This is a genomic window from Providencia sp. PROV269, from assembly GCF_028477785.1.
Lineage (GTDB): Bacteria > Pseudomonadota > Gammaproteobacteria > Enterobacterales > Enterobacteriaceae > Providencia > Providencia rettgeri.
The window spans coordinates 42,356-63,971 of the sequence record NZ_JAMPLV010000001.1 but is presented as its reverse complement, the minus strand read 5'-3'; the positions used below and the strand labels follow the sequence as shown (position 1 = coordinate 63,971).

The window sequence follows — 21,616 nt, the reverse complement described above, 5'->3', positions numbered from 1 at the left end:
ATAAATTCGATATGCTGATATTTATTAACCTTTTTTCATGTAAAGATTTATTCATCAATTTGAAATAATCATTTTTTATTTTTATTTTATTATTTAATTGGTGCTATAGCACTTATTGCTAAAAACTATCAGCATTCAAGATCCACAATAAATTAACAGTTAATAAAACCTATCGAATAGGCCTATTAAACTAATCGTTTATTACATTATGACAAAGTCGGTTTATTATTTTATATTTATTGACAGATGAGGTTACTAAACAAATTCATATTTAAGAGAGGATGAATCATGAGTACAGCTAAATTATTTAAAGCATCTTCAAATGAACTTTTATATACACGCAATGATATGGAAGACAGCGTAAAATTGGAAACCATTGGAATACTTAATGTTATGGTAGTCCATTTTACCGATCTCTCTCTAATGACTAAACAAGCCCACTGGAATATGCGTGGTCGCAATTTTATCGCCGTACATGAAATGTTAGATGGTTTTAGAACCACGCTAGTTGAACACTTAGATGAATTCGCTGAACGCGCAGTTCAATTGGGAGGCGTTGCTATTGGTACAACCCAAGAAGTTAGCCGCTTCACTTCGTTAGAGGCTTACCCAATTAATATTCACAGTGTACAAGATCATTTGAAAGCATTAGCAGACCGTTATGCGGTCGTCGCGAATGATATTCGAAAAGCAATTGATGAAGTGGAAGACGAAGATACCGCAGATATGTTTACCGCGGCTTCCCGCGATATGGATAAATTCCTCTGGTTTTTAGAAGCTAATATTGAGTAATGTCGTAAATAGAGTCAATTCAAATTGACCAATGGCCACTGCAAAGTGGCCATTTTATTTACTAACAATTAGCTATATAAATCAAACTATTATTGAAATTTAAATACCTTAAAAAAATACATTAACTTAATGATAATTATTTACTGTTTTTAGATATTTCAGGCTGTTCTATCGGAAATACAGGTAATGCATTTAATAATCTTTTGCCATAATTTTTAGTTAATAACCGTTTATCATAAATAATAATTTCACCATAACATTCATGACTACGAATTAACCTACCTGCTTGCTGTATCAAATTAAATGAAGCACTCGGTAAACTTTGAACTTCAAACGGGTATCGCTTCAACGACTTCAACCAATCACCTTCAGTGATAATCACAGGGTTTGTTACTGGTGGAAATGCAATTTTATGAATATGGACCTGCGTTAAATATTCCCCTTTTAGGTCTAACCCCTCAGCAAACGATTGTAAGCCAATTAAAGCACTAGATTGCCCTTGATTAATTCTTTCACAATGTGTTTCGACTAACCGATAACGTGGTTGATCTCCTTGAACTAAAAGCTGCAAACGCAAATCTTTTACGTGCTCAAGAAAACCTTCCATTGCTCTTTGACTACTAAATAAAACCAACACGCCACGGTGAGTATTTTTAATAAATTGTTCACGAAAAAACACCGCCATTTCCGCTAAGTGTTCCGCTTCATTGTTTATCGTTGGCTCATATTCCATTTTAGGAATAATAATTTTTCCCTGCTCAACATGGTTAAAAGGAGAGGACAATGTCACAAAGCGATCATCACTTTTTTCAGACAGCCCAGTAAGTTCCATAAAACGTGAATAACTGTTCAACGACCTCAGCGTTGCTGATGTAATCACAATATGAGGAATATTTCGCCATAACAAATGTTGTAATTGCTCACTCACCCGGATCCCAGCACAATGCATAAAGAAACGAGATTGGTTTTTCTCATAACGCCGACTTAACCATTTTGACACAGGGGCACCTGAACTTTGCTCTAATGCCGCCAGCCGCCAGAGCTTCGACATATTTTCAAAGTATCCCATAGCCCTACTAGTTACAATAATCGACCGATGTAAGCGAACAATATCTTGCTTCGCAGTTTGTTCCGTCAAATCATTTAAGATAGCTTCCGCTAACCCCTGTAGGGCATCTGTCTGCTTAAATAGCACCTGACAGCTTAATTGCATTGCTTCAGGCAATACACCTAGCGGAAATAAATACTCAGTTTCTTTTGACGTTTCTGGCAATAAGGCATTTGCTAGTAATGAAAAATCACGAAATGTTTCACGCAATTTTTCTGCATGTTGCTGTAATCGTTCAGGGTTAGCTAACTTTGGTGGTTTTGCTGGGCGAAATTGCCCCATATATTGCCCAACATGCTGAATAAAGCTATCAAGCTGTGCCGTTAATTGAACTAGCGTAATTTCGCCTTCAACTTCAAGGGCATCCCTTGCAACGTCTGGAACATGGTGACCTTCATCAAGCACTAATAATAAATTTTTCGGGTCAGGTAATACCGACTCACTCTCCATAGCTGCCATTACCAACGCGTGGTTAGCAACCACTACATCTGCATCTTCGATTTCTCGCCTAGCAATAAAAAATGGGCACCGCTGATAAAATTGGCAATTACGGCCTAAACAGTTCATTTTATCTGTGCTGACTTTACGCCATAAGCTATCGCTAAATGCCCGTTTGTGATGATCCCTTAGCCCATCCCATGCAAAGCTTTGAAAATCATGCCGCAGCTGCTGACAAATTGCCCGTTCTTCACTATTCGCAATTTCCGTTTTGTCTTCCACCAATAACATTAAATCTATTTGCTCACCTTCTGCTGCACAAATAGCTTCTAAATTACGGGGGCAAACATAACGAGCACGCCCAAATGCACCTGTATATTTTAGATCAGGAATAATTTTGCTTAATAACGGTAAATCCTTACTATAAATTTGGTCTTGTAATGCCACATTCGCCGTACTAACCACTAAGGTTTTTCCTTCTTCCCTACCAACCGCTATCCCCGGTATTAAATAAGATAGAGTTTTCCCTACTCCAGTAGGCGCTTCTATGACCAAATGGCGGCCGTCATCATCCGCTAAATTTTTCGCGACTTGCGCTATCATCTGCCGCTGCGGGGCTCTTGAAACAAACCCATCAATTTGTACGGACAACCCTTTATACCACTGAGTTATTTGTTCTTTAGTTTTATTCGACAGGGACATAAATTATGCAGGTGACCAAAGTTAAAATGAAAGATAACGAAACTGACAACAATATGAAATATGAAAAAAACTCTTTTGCCAACCGCTTCGCAAAACTACTGTATTAATACCCATTATACATAAAAATTGGGAAGCTTTTTGCAAAACGCCCATTATGCGACAGAAAAAATAGCTTTTAACTTGTTTGCAACACTCATCCGGTTATACTTTGAGTTCTTACACTATTTGGATTTTTATCACTAGGCAGGCTATAGAAAATGAAAAAGGTTGTTATCGCACTTTGCGCATTATGTGCTTTTGGTTCTGTAGGCGGTATTGTTTTAGCTGGTATGAACATTTATACCCGTTCAACAACACCACTTGAACAAGGTCAACCGCAATCCCCTTCAGCACTGCCAGCACCTAATCAAATTCAGTAATTTTTAAATAATTTAGCAACCCAGGATGGAGATAGCTTATGTACAACGATTATTTCGTAACCCCACAATGGTTAAATTCACATCTATTTGATAATAACATCATTGTGCTCGATGCTTCCTCTCCACCACCAACCGCACCTTATGACTGCCGCCAACAATATTTAGAAGAACATATTCCTAACGCTCAGTTCTTTCATCAAGATGAAATTGCAGACAAAAGCTGTGATTTACCTCATATGCTGCCAAGTGCTGAAGTTTTTAGCCAAGCAGTTAGTGCCATGGGTATTGGCAATGACACCCAAGTTATTATTTATTCTCAGAATAACTTATTTTCATCCCCAAGAGCATGGTGGACTTTCACCACGATGGGCTGCAAAAACGTTAAAATTTTAGCCGGTGGCATCGATGCTTGGAAAGCTGCTGGGTTTGATGTTCGGTCAGGGGAAGTCACTCCGCCAGCTGCGAAGCAATTCCATGCCACACGTAAAGACAGTAACGCACTGAATCAAGAACAAGTACTTGAGATTGTAAATCAAGGCAAAATTCAAATTATTGATGCTCGCGCAGAGCCACGCTTTCTTGCCCAAGCGCCAGAACCGCGTCCGGGTTTACGTATGGGGCATATTCCAGGGAGCAAAAACGTCCCATGGGATCTTCTTGTGGAAAATGGTACATTCAAATCACCAGAGCAACTTAAAGCTATCTTTGCTAAGCAAGGTGTAGATATCCATGCGCCTTCTGTGACGACCTGTGGTTCAGGAATGACCGCTGCAGTGGTATTAATGGCATTAACCTTATTAGGTAACCAAAACCTGCGTTTGTATGATGGTTCATGGGCCCAATGGGGGCAAGATAACGGCCTGCCAATCGAGTCGTAACCCTCTTCTTCCATAAAAATATAAGCCACTCGATATTTAAGTGGCTTATAGAATGAGCATTTACCAAGTAGAAGAAATGGCTATTTGGCAAATATCCCGGCTAAGAACAGTACGACAATCGCACCGATGACCGCGACAACAAAACTCCCAAAGTTGAAGCCATCAACTTTTCCTTTACCAAAGAAAGTACTGATGTAACCACCCACAACAGCACCAACAATCCCCAGCACGGTGGTCATAATGAACCCCATGTGATAAGTACCTGGCATCAGCCACTTAGCTAAAACACCAGCAATTAAACCAAAAATAATCCAAGCAATTACACCCATCTTACGCCTCCCAGACTCGGTAATTTCACTATAATGTTAAAATGTTCCCATATAATAGTAGAGCTTTAAATAAATTAAATCACTCTCCTACCAATTAAGTAAAGACCCTATAAGTTAATTTCGCAACTATAAATTCTTGCTAATTAACATTATTCATAATTAATTGTTCACTATTTCAGTTATCACTTGTGCAATCTGTTGGGCATTTTTTAATGATCTAACTTGAGAAAATAGTTCATCTGCCTGATGATATTCTTTGCGTAAATAGCCTAGCCATTGTTTAATTCGGGCTGCATGGTAATGGCCTGTATCTCCTTGTTTTTCAAGTTCCGTATACTTTAATAGCAACTTGCCAACTTGCTCCCAAGGCATTTTAGACTCATTAAATTTGACCACCCGGCTAAGGTTTGGCGTATTGAGTGCTCCACGGCCAATCATTACGGCATCACATCCTGTGATTTCAAGGCAGCGCTGTGCGCTTGTATAATCCCAAATCTCACCATTAGCAATCACTGGAATCGACAATTTACGACGGATTTCGCCAATGGCAGACCAATTAATGTTCTCTGCTTTATAACCGTCTTCTTTGGTTCTACCGTGAACAGTAAGTTCTGTTGCTCCTGCTTGTTGAACTGCATCTGCAATCTCATAAGCAAATTCAGAACTATCCCACCCCAAACGAACCTTAACCGAAACAGGTAACTCTTTTGGAACTGCTTCTCGCATTGCTTTAGCGGCTCGATAGATTAAATCGGGTTGCTTTAATAAAGTCGCACCACCACCATGACCATTCACTGTTTTTGATGGGCAACCACAATTTAAGTCGACTCCCCAAGATCCTAATTCAGCCGCTCGGTTTGCATTTTCTGCCAACCACTGAGGGTGCTGCCCTAATAGCTGCACACGAACTAATGTCCCTGAAGGGGTGCGGCTTCCATACTTTAGTTCAGGACATAAACGGTAGAATGTTTTTGCCGGTAAAAGGGTATCAACCACGCGAACAAACTCGGTTATGCACAGGTCATAGTCATTAACTTCACTTAATAAACAACGAACTAGAGGATCTAAAACTCCTTCCATAGGAGCTAACAAAACGCGCATAAATGGCTCACAAAAAACGTAATAATACCTGCTTATCATACCGTTTATTTAATAGATGAGCAGAAAAACTTCTAAGGTGGGAGATACCAAAAACTAGCTTAACGTGACTTTGCAAGTAGCTCTTTTTAATGCTATTAACATTAAAAAGAGCCGCAAGCTTATGGAAGGTTAGCTGTCACTTCGCCCTTGTTTAACTTTTTTCTGTGCGTTTTTCCATGGAGAACCCGCCCCCTTCCCTGAACTCGGCTTTGATGATGGTGCATTGCTACGACGTGGTGCTTTACTTTGATTCCTATCACCTGAACCGCCTGAACGACGTTCATTGCGTTGTGGTGTTTTTTGAATTGGCTCAGCCTTTATGGAAGGGTCGGGCTCATAGCCTTCAATCGCCATCAATGGAATCGATTTTTTCAATAATTTTTCGATATCCTTGAGTAATTTAGCCTCATCGATACACACTAAGGAAACTGCCATCCCAGTTGCTTCTGCGCGGCCTGTACGACCGATACGGTGAACATAGTCTTCGGCAACATTAGGAAGCTCAAAATTCACCACATAAGGAAGCTGTTCAATATCGAGACCACGGGCTGCGATATCCGTTGCCACTAACACACGAATATCTCCAGATTTAAAGTCAGCTAGTGCACGAGTACGAGCCCCTTGGCTTTTGTTGCCATGGATAGCAGCAGCTTTGACACCATCTTTATTTAAATGCTCAGCCAGACGGTTTGCACCATGCTTTGTACGTGTAAAAACAAGGACTTGTTGCCAGTTTTCACGGCCAATCATAAACGAAAGTAATTCCGCTTTTCGTTTTTTATCAACCAAATGCACATATTGAGTCACTTGCTCAGAAGCTGAGTTTCGCGGAGCAACCTCAATAGTCACAGGGTTATTGAGTAATTTATTTGCCAGTTGTTTGATTTCATCTGAAAACGTTGCTGAGAATAATAAGTTTTGGCGCTTTTTGGGTAACTTATTAATCACCCTACGAATATCATGAATGAACCCCATATCTAACATACGGTCAGCTTCATCCAGTACAAAAACTTCGACTTGAGAAAGGTCTACCGCATTCTGGTGTTCTAAATCTAATAAACGCCCCGGAGTCGCAATTAAGATATCAACCCCACCACGCAACTTCATCATTTGTGGGTTAATACTCACCCCACCAAAGACCACAAAAGAACGAATACGTAAATGACGGCTATATTCTTTTACATTTTCAGCAACTTGCGCTGCAAGCTCCCTTGTTGGCGTCAAAATTAACGCACGAATAGGCTTGCGATCCTTTCCTGCACGAGGAGTTGTAATAAGCTTTTGTAAAATTGGTAATGTAAAACCTGCTGTTTTACCCGTACCAGTTTGAGCGCTAGCTAAAAGGTCGTTTCCTGCAAGCACAGCTGGGATAGCCTGTTGTTGAATAGGCGTAGGGCTTTCATAACCTAATTCATTAATGGCAAGCAAAATTTCCTCGTTTAACGCGAGGTCTGAAAAAGTAGTCAAATTAAATTACTCCGGGCTTCACCGCTTCAAATTGAATGTGGCAGTTATGGGGGAAGTGAGTCAGAAGAAAAAGCGCAAACTGCCGTGCGACACTGTGTAAAATTCTAACATTATTTGCAGATGATAAATATATTAATTTAGTTTGCTTAATAAATTAATATAAAATCTCATTCGTATAGTATATATACTTATATGGTACTATGAGATGTCGTTTTTTACTTTTTATTAACATGAAAAGCCATTAAGAGCTAGTTAGGTGTTATTTAATTCTGAATTTTTAAAGGAATGGTTATGAATACAAGTTCATCGTCAACGTTGCGAGGAGAAAATGCGAAAATGCAATTGCTTCTCACTGCTGCTGATGTATATGGAGAACAAGGGCTTGATGGCGCTACTACACGCAAAATCGCACAGGCATCAGGGCAAAATATTGCCGCAATTTCTTATTATTTTGGATCAAAAGAAGGGCTTTACTTAGCTGTTGCTCAGCTTATTGCAAAAACAATCAGGGATGATTTCCATGATGTTTTTCAAGCAATTGACAACTTTCTAAATCAACCTTTGTCAGTACAGGTAACTGATGATGCGCTTGATTTACTACAAAAAACAGTCATTGCTTATAATCATTTTCAGTTGGAAAAGAAAAATTTAAGCTTTTCTCGCATATTAGCACGTGAACAACTCAACCCCACCGAAGCCTATACGATAATTCATGAACAGGCTTTAGGCCCAATACATTCGCGCCTAAACCGTTTGATAGCGATTTATATTGGTGCTGACCCCAATCATTTAACAACGTTAATTCATACACACGCAATCCTTGGCGAAACCCTTTCATTTCGTATTGCTCGAGAAACGTTATTACGCCAAACTGGTTGGAAACATATTAATGAAAATGAATTTAAAATTATTAATCAAGTTCTTATTGAACATACAAATATATTATTAGCAGGCTTACGCCATCGCAAACAATATGAAAAGTGATATGATAAAAATATTAAAGTGATTCATTCACATTGATAATAACTAGAGGCTGATGATTTTATTGCAACTTGAGCCACATTTTCCCATTAAAAACAGCGGCCTCTAACAACATAATTTGTTTTCATATCATGGATTCTTTAAGTAAGGTTAGCTATGAGCAATAAAAACCGTTCTGTTGTTGTTTTCATTATTCTCATATTAATCAGTGCTGCAATTGGCGGTTATTACTACTATCAATCACAGCAAGACAAAATATTAACACTCTACGGCAATGTAGATGTTCGGACAGTGAATCTTGGTTTCCGAGTATCAGGTAAGCTCAAATCCCTAAACGTTGATGAAGGCGCAAAAATTATTGCAGGCGAGCAACTTGGTCAACTGGATGATCGCCCCTACATTAACGCCTTAAATAAAGCCAAAGGGGTACGTGATAGCGCCAAAGCTCAACTTGCTTTGAAAGAAAGTGGTTACCGAACTCAAGAGATTGCACAGGTTGAAGCTGAAGTAGCGCAAAAACAAGCCGCTTGGCAGTATGCCGATAACTTTTATAAACGTCAGCAAGGGCTTGCTGCGTCTCGCGTTATTTCAGCTAATGACTTAGACAACGCGAAGAACAATCGAAACCAAGCATTTGCCGCCCTTCAAGCAGCACAAGATAAGCTGAACCAATACCAAAGTGGCTTTCGCCAAGAGGAGATAGCGGCTGCGCGAGGCGAATGGCTACAAGCCGAGGCAGCTGTCGCTCAAGCTGAACTTGACTTACAAGATACCGTTTTAACGGCGCCTTCCCCTGGAACTGTTTTAACCCGAGCAATAGAGCCAGGCACGATCATCGGTGCAGGTAATACCGTTTTTAGCGTCACTTTAACAAATCCAGTTTGGGTTCGAGCCTATGTAAGTGAACCGCACCTCGGTGATGCCATCCCCGGTAAAGAAGTCTTACTGTATACGGATAGCCGCCCAAACCAGCCTTACCATGGCACCATCGGTTTTGTTTCCCCTACTGCCGAATTTACCCCTAAAAGCGTACAAACACCGGATTTAAGAACCGACTTAGTCTATCGACTACGTATCGTCGTCAATGATGCTGATGATGCTTTACGTCAAGGAATGCCAGTGACTATTCAATTTGCTGATAATAAACAGTAAGAGTTTGCTATGAGTGATGATTACAGTATCCGCCTATCCAAAGTCGAGAAAACATTTGTTGGCTTGGATACTCCAGCCGTTGAAAGTTTAACAATCGAAATTCATGGGGGTTCTGTAACAGGCCTTGTCGGCCCTGATGGTGCAGGAAAGACAACCTTAATGCGTATGATTGCAGGACTATTAAAGCCAGATGCAGGGAAAATTAGCGTGATGGGGCTCGACCCTATCGACGACAGCATTGCTATGCGAGCCAGCCTAGGCTATATGCCCCAAAAATTTGGTTTATATGAAGACCTGACCGTACAAGAAAATTTAAATTTGTATGCAGATTTGCGTGGGGTACTCGGCGAAGAGCGGCAAAAAACCTACCAACAACTGCTTTCTTTCACCAGCCTAGCTCCTTTTACCGATAGGCTAGCCGGTAAGTTATCGGGAGGAATGAAGCAAAAACTCGGATTAGCCTGTACATTATTAGGAAAACCCAAAGTTCTTTTACTCGACGAACCCGGTGTTGGTGTTGATCCCATCGCTCGACGCGAATTATGGCAAATGGTTCATACACTTGCCGATGATGGAATGCTAATTCTTTGGAGTACCTCCTATTTAGATGAAGCTCAGCAATGTAAAAATGTGCTGCTGTTAAATAAAGGCAAACAGCTTTATGCAGGAAAACCCGAATTATTGACTCAAAAAATGGCGGGACGTTCGTTTTTACTTGATGTACCTGCCTCACAAAAACGCACGGTATTGCAAAATGCACTCGTATTACCTGAAACCACCGATGGCGTGATCCAAGGCCGCTATATTCGCTTAATTTTGAAACCTAATGCGTCACAAGCGAATTTATTAACTGCATTAAATATGGCAGATGGAAAACTCATTGAGGCGCAGCCGCGTTTTGAAGATGCGTTTATTGACTTATTAGGTGGGGGTCCATCTCATCGTTCAGAATTAGCCGCTATCGTACCGCAAATTCCGCCTAATCCTGAAGAAACCGTCATAGAAGCGCGTAACTTAACCAAAAAATTTGGCCAATTTGCGGCAACTGATACCGTAAATTTCCAAGTTAAACGTGGAGAAATTTTTGGTTTATTGGGGCCAAATGGCGCAGGGAAATCGACGACTTTTAAAATGATGTGTGCGTTAATGAAGCCAACAGATGGGCAAGCACTCGTTCTTGGAATGGATTTAAAAACAAGTTCAAACAAAGTCAGACAGCACCTTGGTTATATGGCACAAAAGTTCTCGCTGTACGGCAACCTAAAAGTAGGGCAAAACCTGAAATTTTTTTCAGGTGTTTATGGTTTGCATCATCAACAGCAAGCAAAAAAAATCCAAGAAATGGTTGAGGCTTTTAACTTCAAACCAATTATCAATCAGGTTACTGAATCCCTCCCTTTGGGTTATAAACAACGTTTAGCCCTCGCCTGCTCATTGATGCATGAGCCTGATATCTTATTTTTAGATGAGCCGACCTCAGGAGTTGACCCACTAACTCGTAGGGAATTTTGGTTACATATCAATGGGATGGTTGATAAAGGCGTTACCGTTATGGTTACGACCCACTTTATGGATGAGGCAGAGTATTGTGACCGTATCGGGTTGGTTTACCATGGAAAAATTATTGCAGCAGGAACCCCTGATGAACTGAAACAGCAAATCGCCAGTACTGAAAACCCTGATCCTTCCATGGAAGATGCATTTATTGAGCTTATCATGAATTATGATAAGCAACAGGAGGCTCAATGACTCACACCGCTTCCCATTTTTCATGGCGTAGGCTTAAAGCGCTATGCTGGAAAGAAAGTAAACAAATTGTGCGGGATCCTAGCAGCGCTCTTATAGCTGTACTTATCCCATTGATGTTATTATTTATTTTTGGTTACGGTATCAATTTAGACTCAAGTAAATTACGTGTCGGTATTTTACTTGAGCAACAAAGTTCGCAAGCACGTGAATTGGTTGATACCTTCACGGGCTCACCATTTATTGATGCCACCATTAGTAATAACCGCCATTTATTAATCGATAAAATGCAAGCAGGAGAAATTCGCGGCATTATCGTCATCCCAGTGAATTTCGCAGCCGAATTGTTGAAAAAACAAGGCAATGCTGCAATTCAAGTCATTACTGATGGTAGCGAACCAAATACCGCTAACTTTGTACAAGCTTATACTCAAGGCGTGTGGCAAACGTGGCTAATTCAACAAGGGGAAAATAAAGGCTACCCAACAGAACCCTTAATTGAGCTCAATATGCGCTATTGGTTTAATGAAGCTGCAATTAGTCAGCATTTTATTATTCCAGGGGCAATTAGTATCATTATTACCGTAGTTGGTGCCATTTTGACCTCTTTAGTTATTGCAAGAGAATGGGAACGTGGCACGATGGAAGCATTACTTTCAACTCAGATTACTAAAACTGAATTATTGCTTTCAAAATTATTGCCTTACCAAGTTCTCGGTACTTTTGTGATGGTGTTATGCATGTTTGTCACCACATTTATCTTAGGGGTACCCTATCGCGGTTCTCTATTGGTCTTATTTGTCATTACCAGTCTTTATTTGGCAACCGCACTGGGGATGGGGTTATTGATTTCAACAATTACTCGTAACCAATTTAATGCAGCAATGGTCGCTCTGAATGCCGCCTTCTTACCTGCCATCATGTTATCTGGGTTTATTTTTGAAATTGATAGTATGCCAGCCATTATTCAGGCTGTAACTTATTTTATCCCTGCCCGGTATTTTGTCAGTAGCTTACAAACACTCTTTCTTGCCGGTGATATCTATATCGTTTTATTGATAGATTTCCTGCTATTAATCGCTTCTGCAATACTATTTATTGGACTAACGGCGCTAAAAACTCGCCGTCGTTTGGATTGAGGTGAAGTTATGTTTTATCGTCTATACACCTTAATTATGAAAGAACTTCAATCATTACTTCAAGAACCGCAAACACGGGTTATCCTCATTTTACCCGTAATATTTCAGATGATTTTATTTCCTCTGGCCGCCACACTTGAGGTAACTAACACAACTATTGCTATCTTTGACCAAGACAATGGTGAGCATTCTATCGAGCTGACGCAACGTCTCGCTAAAGCCAGTGCGTTTTCTCAAGTTTTATTATTGAAGAATGAACACGATATTCGTGAAACACTTGATAACCGCAAGGCGCTGCTGGTTGTCCGTTTTGGGCAAAATTTTAGTGCTGATATTGCAAGTCACCATAATGCTAATATGCTGTTACTCCTTGATGGACGTAATTCAAATAGTGCGCAAATTGCAGCAAACTATGTTGCACAAATTGTCACTCAATACCAACATGAGCTAACTCAATCACAACCCGTACCAAACAACAGTAAATTAATCGTTCGTAATTGGTACAACCCAAATTTAGATTATAAATGGTTTATTGTACCTTCATTGGTAGCTTTAATAACGACGATTGGGGTATTGATTGTGACATCTCTTTCTATCGCGAGGGAAAGAGAACAAGGCACCCTTGACCAATTACTCGTTTCTCCCCTGACCACTTGGCAAATATTTATTGGTAAGGCGGTGCCTGCATTGATCGTTGCGACTGCACAGGCGAGCTTAGTCCTAGTTATTGGGATCTTTTGCTATCAAATTCCTTTTGCTGGCTCCCTGCTCCTGTTTTATGCCACCATGTTATTTTACGGATTGTCATTGGTGGGATTTGGTTTACTTATTTCAGCACTGTGTTCAACTCAGCAACAAGCGTTCATTGGGGTATTTGTATTTATGATGCCAGCGGTGTTGTTATCAGGTTATATTTCCCCAGTCGAGAACATGCCAGTTTGGCTGCAACAAATTACTTGGATTAACCCAATTCGCCACTTTACTGAAATCACTAAGCAGATATACCTAAAAAATGCTGATTTTTCAGTTATCTTCCATAGTTTATGGCCATTATTTATCATTGCGATAATCACCAGTTCAGTGGCTTATTATTTATTTAGGAAGAAAATAGCGTGATCATAAAGAAACAACATTACGCTTTGAAAGTACAACTAAAAGTGCTGGAACTACCATTAACATCTTGAATTACAAATGAGCTAATAATATTCAAATCATATTTTACGATAGTATTTAGATCAAAAAACCCTTGTTACCAAAGTAACAAGGGTTTTCAATTTTAACGACTGCTATCCCCTCATTTCACTGAGTAATGAGGAATGCCAACCAAATTAGCGACGGTCGCCAAAGATACGCAGTAACATTAAGAACAGGTTAATGAAGTCTAAATACAGAGATAATGCACCCATGATAGAGTATTTACGCATTGTTTCTCTGTCGTTTTCATCAATTTGTGAACCCATTTCTTTCAGTTTTTGTGTGTCATACGCGGTTAAAGCAGCAAACAGTAAAACACCACCGTATGTGATCACCCAATACATCATGGTGCTTTGCAGCCAGATGTTAACCAAAGAAGCAACAACAATACCAATCAGCGCCATAAACAGGAAGTTACCCATACCTGTTAAGCTACGTTTAGTGGTATAGCCGTAGAAGCTTAATGCACCAAACATTACCGCGGTAATGACAAATGTACCCGCAACAGACTCACCTGTATACGCAGCAAGAATAACTGAAATCGTTAAGCCTGTGAGCAATGAATAGAGCATAAACATGCCCGTTGCTGCCATGCCACTAATTTTTTGCAGTAGGAATGAAATTCCCATCACTAAACCGAGCTCAGCAATAATCATTCCAAAAAAGAGAATTTTATTGGTTGCAATGGTGTAGTACAAACCGCTGCTAACTGAATACCATGCAACAAAAGCTGTCAGCAGTAGACCGACTGTCATCCAGCCGTATACTTGCGACATAAATGCCTGAACGCCAGTATTGGCACCCTGGACAAGAGAATCATTACGTTGATCAAACTGACCCATGATGGTTACCCTTTCGCTAAAAGAAAAATCGACCCAGTAAAAATACTGTAATCGGAGAAATTAACCAAAGTCTAACACATTCTTTTGACAATACCATTCAGCAAATTCGTATTTTTCAGAGGAAAAAGTGCGATTACCAGCGGTTTGCAGACGCCTCGTCGGTTTCTTTCGCTTCCACCCATCGCTCATTTTCAGGTAATGTTTCTTTTTTCCAAAATGGTGCTTTAGTTTTTAAGTAATCCATAATAAATTCAGCAGCTTGAAATGCTGCATTTCGATGGGCACTCGTCACCCCAACAAAAACAATTTCTTCGCCAGGTTGTAAGGTACCAATACGGTGGATCACACTGACTCGCTGCAATGGCCAACGTTCTTTTGCTTCTACAACTATATTTGTTAACGCTTTTTCTGTCATTCCCGGGTAGTGTTCGAGTGTTAATGCCGCAACACTGTCACCTAAATTATGGTTACGCACTTTCCCCGTAAAAGTCACGACTGCACCATCACTATCGCATTGAGCAAGCCATTGATATTGCTCGCCAACACTAAAATTTTCTGTTTGTACTGCAATATGGGTGTTTTCCATATCACCCCCCAGTGACTGGTGGGAAAAAGGCCACTTCGTCCCCTTCTGAGAGTGGGTGGTCTAGTGAAACAAATGATTGATTAACAGCGGCAAGTAATTTGCCATCTTCAAGTGCCAACGCCCAGCGATCGCCTTTTTGTGAAAGCGCTTGACGTAAATCTTCAACTTTTTGGTAAGTGTCAGTGAGTTCTAAGCGTTCTGTTCCGACTAGCTCACGTACTTGAGCAAAAAATAATACTGTGATCATTATTCCACCTTAAAATGTCCAGACTTACCGCCTGTTTTTTCTAATAAACGAACAGGGCCAATCACCATATCTTTTTGCACTGCTTTACACATGTCATAAATCGTCAAAGCAGCAACGGATGCAGCAGTTAATGCTTCCATTTCAACCCCTGTTTTCCCTGTTAATCGGCAACAAGTTTCAATACGAACTCGGTTATGCTCAGGTTCCGCTTTGAGTATCACTTCAACTTTGGTTAACAGCAGTGGGTGGCATAATGGGATAAGCTGCCAGGTATTTTTTGCCGCTTGAATACCCGCAATACGCGCCGTGGCAAACACATCGCCTTTATGATGGCTACCGTCAACAATCATCGTTAGAGTTGCTGGATTCATAGTGACATAAGCTTCTGCGCGAGCTTCACGAACAGTTTCAGCTTTGGCTGAAACATCAACCATATGCGCCTCGCCCGACGCATTGAGGTGAGTCAGTTGGGACATATCTTCTCCTGAAATAAAAAAGAGTTAACCGCCGATTACAGATAAATTAGGTGTAATTCCGCTATCACCCATATGCAGAAAATGGGTTTCTCGTTTATGGTGTAAGCCTCGCTGAATGCGGGCTTTTAACGCTTCGTTTTGGTCATCTGCACCCAATAAATCACGCAGCGGAATGCCATTTTCACCAAATAAACATAAATGTAGGTTTCCTAGTGAGGAAACACGTAAGCGGTTACAGCTTTGGCAAAAATCTTTTTCGTACGGCATGATAAGCCCGATTTCGCCTTGGTAATCTGGGTGACTAAAGACTTGAGCAGGGCCGTCGCTTCGGGAACGTGGAAGCATATACCAGCCTTCTTCAATTAAACGCTCGCGAATAGTTTCACCCGAAATATGAAAACGTTGGAAAATATCGCTGCCGTCGCCGGTTTCCATTAACTCAATAAAGCGTAATTGAATAGGACGATGTTTGATCCAGTTTAGGAATGACTTCAAAGCGATATCGTTGACATTTTTCATTAATACCGCGTTCACTTTGACTTTTTCAAAGCCAGCTTCAAAAGCAGCATCAATACCTTTCATCACCTGAAAGAATTTGTCTTGTCCCGTGATCGCCGCAAATTGACGTGGATCGAGGCTATCAACACTCACGTTGATCGCGTTCAGTCCAGCATCTTTCCACTCTTTCACGTCTCTGGCCATACGATAGCCATTCGTGGTCACGGCGATTTTTTTGATCGATTCATTTTCATTGATGGCAGCAATAATATCACTGAAATCTTTGCGCATGGTCGGTTCACCGCCCGTAATACGCACTTTTTCTGTGCCTAATTCTGCGAATGCCGTACTGATACGACGAATTTCATCTAATGTTAAGAATTCATGACGACCGCTTGGCTTGTAGCCATCGGGTAGGCAGTATGTGCAACGAAAGTTGCAAACATCTGTTATAGAAAGCCGGAGATAGTAAAATTTCCGGTCAAATTGATCGACAAGTTGCTGCATAATCACACCTTTCCAAGTACGGGAGATGCAGACATTTCTATCTTGCACCCTGGTGGCTCTAGGCCACGGCCAGTGCATCATATTCAGTCATTCAAACTTAGACGCAAAGGCTAGGAGTTTTATTTGGAACCGAGTCACTGATTTTAAACTGTAAAATGCGTCACTCTGTTCACTTAATTTATGTAAGGATTCTAGCCGATAGAAATTGAAAAAGCGAATTGCAATTCGATATATACTATTATATACAACGACTTACAAAAGATATTATAGAATCACCGAAGCTATTATTATCACTGATAATTTTCCATTTTAGATGGTTTTAAAAAGCATAATTTCATACTAATTGATTAACATCTCTAACTATTTAATTAAACATTTATTGATATAGATCTAAAATGGGGAGCAAGCTCCCCATCTAATTGTTTACGTTATAAATATCAACACTCAACGCTTATCAAAACCGATATTTCAAATTGAATAATTGGCATATCAATTAAAAATAAATAGTAAGGTGCAAAATTTATTAACCAATAACACGACAGCGTAAAGTATGACGTATATTTAGAAACGGTATTCTATCCCGCCCGACACCGTTCGCCCTCTACCTAATGTATTGGCCAAGCTTTCCCCATAACTAACCACGTACGCCCGATTGGTCAAGTTTTCGACATTTCCTCGAATAGTTAAATTATCGGTTAAAGCATAACTTGCATATAAATCAATCAATGTATATTTAGGCCAGTCAGCTAAGTAAGGGGAATTTGATTGTACTGAGTAGTCTTGAAAACCTGGCGTGAAGCGAACGACTACACCACCATCGAGTTTTCTATCAAACGCTCGCCCACCTAATGTAAAGGAACCACGGTCACCGGGTAAGTTCGCTGCACTGCTGAAAATGGCGCTGCTGTCACAATCCACATGGTTATTTGATGCCTCATTTGGCTCAACATACCAGTTACCTGGGCCAACGTCTTCGCCATACTTCAATACACCACCTAGCCATGCAGGATGTGAACAAAATTTATTTTTGCCAATCATATGGGTAAAGGTCAGGTCTGCATACACAAAACCTGCGTCGTAATTTAGTTGATATTCAACCCCTCTAAAACGGGTCGCAACCAAGTTGTTGCTATAAGCAGCATTTCCAATATTAGGGCTAACCATCCCTGGTTTCTTACGGTCAATCGCTAAGTTAATGTAGTTATCTACACGTGTATCAAAATAGGCAACTTTTGCCACAAATCGGTCTTCTTCGATAAACAATTGCGGATAATTGATGTTCATCCCCACTTCCCAAGCTTTTGAACGCTCAGGTTTTAAATACGGATTGGGAAATTGAGTCGAACTACTGTGAGCACTTCCTGTGGTTAACGTTTCTGTAATCGCTGGCGGGCGCCATGACCGCCCATAACTGGTAAACAATTCCATCCATTCAAGATTAGGACGTACCGCTAAACGAATATGGGGTGAAAATGCCCCTTCTGAGTTATCAACATCCCAATTTTCCGTCGTCATAACAACCTTGCAATCACGTAACCTTCTTCCTGTACATGGATTGTCTTTGGTATAAGGAAGTACTGCATAACTCATACTCGTTTGGCCTTTGAGAGAATAATAGTCATAACGCATTCCCCCTTCTAATGTTAACCAATCATCGTATTCATAAGTCAAATTAGTGAAAAGTGAGCTCAATGAACGTTTTCCGTCCGGTGTCACTCCACTCGCCGCTTCACGTGTCGAACTACTACTCGCTTTGTCTTGGAAAGTTTCCAAACCATAATGCGCTTTTAATACATTGTTATGGTTAAATTCAATTTCTGAATGATTTTCAAGCTGTATCCCTACCGTTTTGACTCGAGTGTCCATCTGGTAGCCATTATTATAAATTTGGCTAGTGGAATAGGTGTCTGTATTGTCTTTGGTATCAACAAAATACACTTTTCCTTTTAGCTCGGTGCTCCATGGTTTATCGCTAAATTGAGTGTAATCAAGGGAATAATTCTTGGCTGTTACATCACTGAAACCGCTACTTTTCCACCCTAGCTTATAAGGCCACGAGCTACCTAAATTCGTTAGCGTTCCTGCATTTGGCGTTGCCACTTTGGTTTCTAAGTAATTAAATTGTAAACGCTGTTCGTCACTTATATTCCAACCGGCTTTTGCCAAATAAGAGGTCATTCGGTAATTACTGTCATTAATACGAGTGTGTTTTAATTGGTGCGCAAGTTCATCATAATGCCCTGTCCCATTATTGACTCGAATATTACCGATATTACCGTGAGTTCCTGGTTTATAATCCCCAAGACGTCGTTCACTGGCCGCAAATAACAAATCCGCGTTTTCATTCCCTAATGCCAGCACACTACTGCCAATAAAATGAGTATTATTTGACCCCATACTCGCATGTAATTTTCCACCAAAAGTTTTATCTTTTGATAAAAAATCAGACGCATTGACTGTATTGAAGGTCGCCACACCACCTAAGGTTCCACCGCTTCCCATTCCACTTGTATTGCCCTTTTGTATTTCCACCCCAGAAAGCAGTTCTGAGTCGATATACATAGAACCATTGCGCTGCCCATGTCCGCTTTTTTGAAAGTTTTGCCGCATACCATCGATATTCATATTCACACGACCATAATCCTGTATCCCACGGATATTCACAGATAAAGAAGGGTCTTGTTGGCTAACACTCGAATAGACACCTGTCGTTAGCTCTAACACATCAGCTATGTGCTTTGGTGGGCGGTCATCAATTTGTTTTTTACTAATTACACTGACAGATGATGGACTGTTATATACCCAATCCCCTTGTTGGATCTGGCTTGCTGTGACGGTAATGTTATCTAGCTTAATCACCGAATCACCGGTAATAGGCGCGATACGCTCTATTGTTATTCGGTTATTTTGTAATTGATATTGCACAGGGTTTGAACCAATTAATCGACGTAATCCCTCCTGTAGCGTAAAGCTTCCTTTCAAGCCTTGACTTTGTAAGTCATTAATTTCTCGGCTCTGAATGATTATTTCTACCTTTGCTTGCCTAGCGAATTGCAGCAAAGCATTTTCAAGTGAACCTGCAGCAACAGAAAATGTTATTTCCTGCTGTGCGGATGCTACCGCTGAGTTAGCCTGTGCTAGATTGAAAAATGAAAATGCAGGTAACGTAAATAATGCAAGGTGAACACAGAGTGTTGCTTTTTTATAGTGGTGCTTTTTTTGAGTCATTTCCCATCCCTAAAATGATAATGGTAATAAAAATCATAATCACTTAGATTAAGACGCGGGAATTAGGAAAACCCGTAAATAAATTTTAAAAAAATAATTTATTATTATTCGATATCTATATTAATTATTAATAATCAATATATTAAAGTGAAAAATGGGATTTCATAAACGGATAAGCCATATGATGACACCAAATGCGTTAGCCCACTATCAAGTGTGTTAATTTGTAATACACCACTAATGTGCCCTACTCGCTCCTCAGTCAATAAAATAATTTGCTTGTCACGGTATCGATTTATTTCAGCAATAACCTCCGGAAAGGTTTGCTGCTGAAAAATAATTTGTCCTTCTCGCCATACCGTAGAATGTGAGTTGACCATTGAAGTCATAGGCGTTATATCTGATTGATATTGAGTGAAATTTCCTGCTGGAATGACCATTTCTTGCCCTGAGAATAGTGACACCTTTACACTGTGTTGATAAACACTGACTGCCACTTTGCTATTTTCATTATCAACTGAAAATTCAGTGCCAAGTGCCTGAGTTATCCCATTTTTCGCCATAACCTGAAAAGGCCTTGGTTCCGTATCCGTTTTTGGTGCAACAGTAAAATAAGCACGCCCTCGTAATAAATTAACTTGCCGATACTGCGGGCTAAACGCTAATTGCAATTGCGCACCACTGTCGAGGTCAACACGGCTACCATCAGGTAAGGTAATATGCTGTATTTCACCGGTTTTCGCATAGTAATCCACTGGCTGTGTATATTGAAAATACCAAATTGACATGGATAACACACTCACTAGCACAACCGCCGCTATTGATAAACCAATATAGCGAGGCCGCCTCTTTTTATTCATTCCCTGTTGGTTATCTACTGTTTGTTGTCGCGGTTTATTGGCTGTTAATGCCCATAATTGCCGTGCACGATAGTATGTAGACTTATGTAACTCTGACGCATTGAGCCAAGACTGGAAATCTTCATTTTCTTGCGACGTCAGCTCTCGTTGCGTGGTTTTAACAACCCACATTGCGGCTTTGTTTTCAATTTCAGATGGACTATCAGATGGCTTCATGACTAGTCTCTCCATTTATGAATTAGCATTGCCAATGCATTGGCTAAATGTTTTTCGACTGTGCTTAATGAAATATTTAAGCGCTGCGCTACTTCCGTTTGAGCTAATCCTTCTTCTCGATGCAAGCGAAATATCTCCTGAGTCCTGGGCGGCAAAGATTGAATAATTTTCTGAATTTGTGCAAGTTGTTGATCATGAATAACCGTGGCTTCAATACCTTTTACCCGCGATGGGATCTCTTGCCATTGTTGGTCACTGATCGCCATTAATTGTTGTTTTTTCTGTAGCCGGAAGTGGTCAACCATCAGGTTTTTCGCAATTCGATACAAATACGCATCAAAATCTTGAATAGTTGATGTTTTCATTAACTCTGCCATTCGAGCAAAGCTTTCCTGTGTGATATCCATACTTAAATTATGGTCTTTAAGGTACATATTCAGATAACGGCATAACGACGATGAATGGCGAGCAAACAGGCGCTGTAATTCTGAATCAGACATATTGATCCATAAAATAAATAATGAAAATGAGAATTATTTACATGATATAGATAATAATTTAAAATGAAAACTCCCTAGCGCATTTTTCCTTCTAAGACTCACATCAATACAGAATCGTCTCTTTTATTGTTTTTTGTCACAGTACTTAAGCTAAGAATGATGTTTTATGAT

At 40.2% G+C, this 21,616-nt stretch carries 20 protein-coding genes and 1 riboswitch; of the genes, 8 read left to right on the top strand and 12 right to left on the bottom strand.

Translation table 11 applies throughout. The annotated features are described in order from the left end of the window. Window positions 1-288: 288 nt before the first annotated feature. Window positions 289-792 (top strand): DNA starvation/stationary phase protection protein Dps, encoded by a 504-nt coding sequence (dps, locus tag PR683_RS00285; RefSeq protein ID WP_004909197.1) that lies wholly within the window; start codon window positions 289-291, stop codon window positions 790-792. 136 nt (window positions 793-928) lie between these two features. On the opposite strand, the gene dinG is transcribed toward dps, so the two are convergent. After that, window positions 929-3,040 (bottom strand): ATP-dependent DNA helicase DinG, encoded by a 2,112-nt coding sequence (dinG, locus tag PR683_RS00280; RefSeq protein ID WP_004909193.1) that lies wholly within the window; start codon window positions 3,038-3,040, stop codon window positions 929-931. Between the two features lie 257 nt (window positions 3,041-3,297). On the opposite strand from dinG, the gene PR683_RS00275 reads away from it, so the two are divergent. Both PR683_RS00275 and sseA read left to right on the top strand, forming a co-directional pair. Continuing rightward, entirely contained in the window at window positions 3,298-3,459 is a 162-nt protein-coding gene (locus PR683_RS00275) for a hypothetical protein (RefSeq protein WP_004256593.1), read from the top strand. A 38-nt stretch (window positions 3,460-3,497) separates the two neighbouring features. Continuing rightward, window positions 3,498-4,337, top strand: coding sequence for a 3-mercaptopyruvate sulfurtransferase (gene sseA, locus PR683_RS00270; protein WP_248445334.1), 840 nt, complete (start codon window positions 3,498-3,500; stop codon window positions 4,335-4,337). 80 nt (window positions 4,338-4,417) lie between these two features. Here the strand turns inward: sseA and PR683_RS00265 are convergent, their stop codons facing one another. From PR683_RS00265 to rhlE, 3 genes are all read right to left on the bottom strand, one after another. Beyond that, window positions 4,418-4,666 (bottom strand): GlsB/YeaQ/YmgE family stress response membrane protein, encoded by a 249-nt coding sequence (locus tag PR683_RS00265; RefSeq protein ID WP_004256598.1) that lies wholly within the window; start codon window positions 4,664-4,666, stop codon window positions 4,418-4,420. A gap of 159 nt (window positions 4,667-4,825) precedes the next feature. Beyond that, window positions 4,826-5,767: a tRNA dihydrouridine(16) synthase DusC gene (gene dusC, locus PR683_RS00260; protein WP_109910980.1), complete on the bottom strand. Its 942-nt coding sequence runs from the start codon at window positions 5,765-5,767 to the stop codon at window positions 4,826-4,828. A 168-nt stretch (window positions 5,768-5,935) separates the two neighbouring features. Next, a complete protein-coding gene (gene rhlE / locus PR683_RS00255) occupies window positions 5,936-7,273 on the bottom strand; it encodes an ATP-dependent RNA helicase RhlE (protein ID WP_109910979.1) in 1,338 nt (445 codons plus the stop codon). Between the two features lie 285 nt (window positions 7,274-7,558). Between rhlE and cecR the strand changes: the two genes are divergently transcribed. The 5 genes from cecR (at window position 7,559) to PR683_RS00230 (ending at window position 13,407) form a co-directional block, all read left to right on the top strand. Then, window positions 7,559-8,257, top strand: coding sequence for a transcriptional regulator CecR (gene cecR / locus PR683_RS00250; protein WP_109910978.1), 699 nt, complete (start codon window positions 7,559-7,561; stop codon window positions 8,255-8,257). A 153-nt stretch (window positions 8,258-8,410) separates the two neighbouring features. Then, on the top strand, window positions 8,411-9,406 hold the full coding sequence (gene hlyD / locus PR683_RS00245; RefSeq protein ID WP_004909179.1) for a secretion protein HlyD: 996 nt from the start codon (window positions 8,411-8,413) through the stop codon (window positions 9,404-9,406). 9 nt (window positions 9,407-9,415) lie between these two features. Then, window positions 9,416-11,155, top strand: a complete 1,740-nt coding sequence (locus PR683_RS00240) for an ATP-binding cassette domain-containing protein (protein WP_110731800.1) — start codon at window positions 9,416-9,418, stop codon at window positions 11,153-11,155. After that, window positions 11,152-12,291, top strand: coding sequence for an ABC transporter permease (locus PR683_RS00235; protein ID WP_110731799.1), 1,140 nt, complete (start codon window positions 11,152-11,154; stop codon window positions 12,289-12,291). Before PR683_RS00240 ends, PR683_RS00235 begins: the two co-directional genes overlap by 4 nt. A 9-nt stretch (window positions 12,292-12,300) precedes the next feature. Continuing rightward, complete coding sequence (locus PR683_RS00230) at window positions 12,301-13,407, top strand: ABC transporter permease (RefSeq protein WP_109910976.1); 1,107 nt, start codon at window positions 12,301-12,303, stop codon at window positions 13,405-13,407. Window positions 13,408-13,619: 212 nt separating this feature from the next. Here the strand turns inward: PR683_RS00230 and PR683_RS00225 are convergent, their stop codons facing one another. The 8 genes from PR683_RS00225 to PR683_RS00190 all read right to left on the bottom strand — a co-directional run bounded on the left by PR683_RS00225 (window position 13,620) and on the right by PR683_RS00190 (window position 21,445). Beyond that, the gene (locus PR683_RS00225) at window positions 13,620-14,327 is read right to left on the bottom strand and encodes a Bax inhibitor-1/YccA family protein (protein WP_109910975.1); all 708 of its coding nucleotides are present in this window, start codon (window positions 14,325-14,327) and stop codon (window positions 13,620-13,622) included. A 133-nt stretch (window positions 14,328-14,460) separates the two neighbouring features. Further along, window positions 14,461-14,913, bottom strand: coding sequence for a molybdopterin synthase catalytic subunit MoaE (gene moaE / locus PR683_RS00220; protein ID WP_004909169.1), 453 nt, complete (start codon window positions 14,911-14,913; stop codon window positions 14,461-14,463). A 1-nt stretch (window position 14,914) separates the two neighbouring features. Beyond that, window positions 14,915-15,160 carry a molybdopterin synthase sulfur carrier subunit gene (moaD, locus tag PR683_RS00215; RefSeq protein ID WP_004909166.1) on the bottom strand — a complete coding sequence of 82 codons (246 nt, stop codon included), beginning with the start codon at window positions 15,158-15,160 and terminating at the stop codon, window positions 14,915-14,917. Then, on the bottom strand, window positions 15,160-15,636 hold the full coding sequence (moaC, locus tag PR683_RS00210) for a cyclic pyranopterin monophosphate synthase MoaC (protein ID WP_109910974.1): 477 nt from the start codon (window positions 15,634-15,636) through the stop codon (window positions 15,160-15,162). Before moaC ends, moaD begins: the two co-directional genes overlap by 1 nt. A gap of 24 nt (window positions 15,637-15,660) precedes the next feature. Next, a complete protein-coding gene (gene moaA, locus PR683_RS00205) occupies window positions 15,661-16,641 on the bottom strand; it encodes a GTP 3',8-cyclase MoaA (protein ID WP_109910973.1) in 981 nt (326 codons plus the stop codon). Further along, window positions 16,631-16,770: riboswitch (molybdenum cofactor riboswitch) on the bottom strand. (Overlaps the previous gene by 11 nt.) Before the next feature lie 432 nt (window positions 16,771-17,202). Beyond that, window positions 17,203-19,869 (bottom strand): TonB-dependent hemoglobin/transferrin/lactoferrin family receptor, encoded by a 2,667-nt coding sequence (locus tag PR683_RS00200; RefSeq protein WP_248445335.1) that lies wholly within the window; start codon window positions 19,867-19,869, stop codon window positions 17,203-17,205. A 134-nt stretch (window positions 19,870-20,003) separates the two neighbouring features. After that, on the bottom strand, window positions 20,004-20,945 hold the full coding sequence (locus tag PR683_RS00195) for a FecR family protein (protein ID WP_162598816.1): 942 nt from the start codon (window positions 20,943-20,945) through the stop codon (window positions 20,004-20,006). 2 nt (window positions 20,946-20,947) lie between these two features. Next, on the bottom strand, window positions 20,948-21,445 hold the full coding sequence (locus tag PR683_RS00190) for an RNA polymerase sigma factor (RefSeq protein WP_004909157.1): 498 nt from the start codon (window positions 21,443-21,445) through the stop codon (window positions 20,948-20,950). Window positions 21,446-21,616 lie beyond the last annotated feature (171 nt).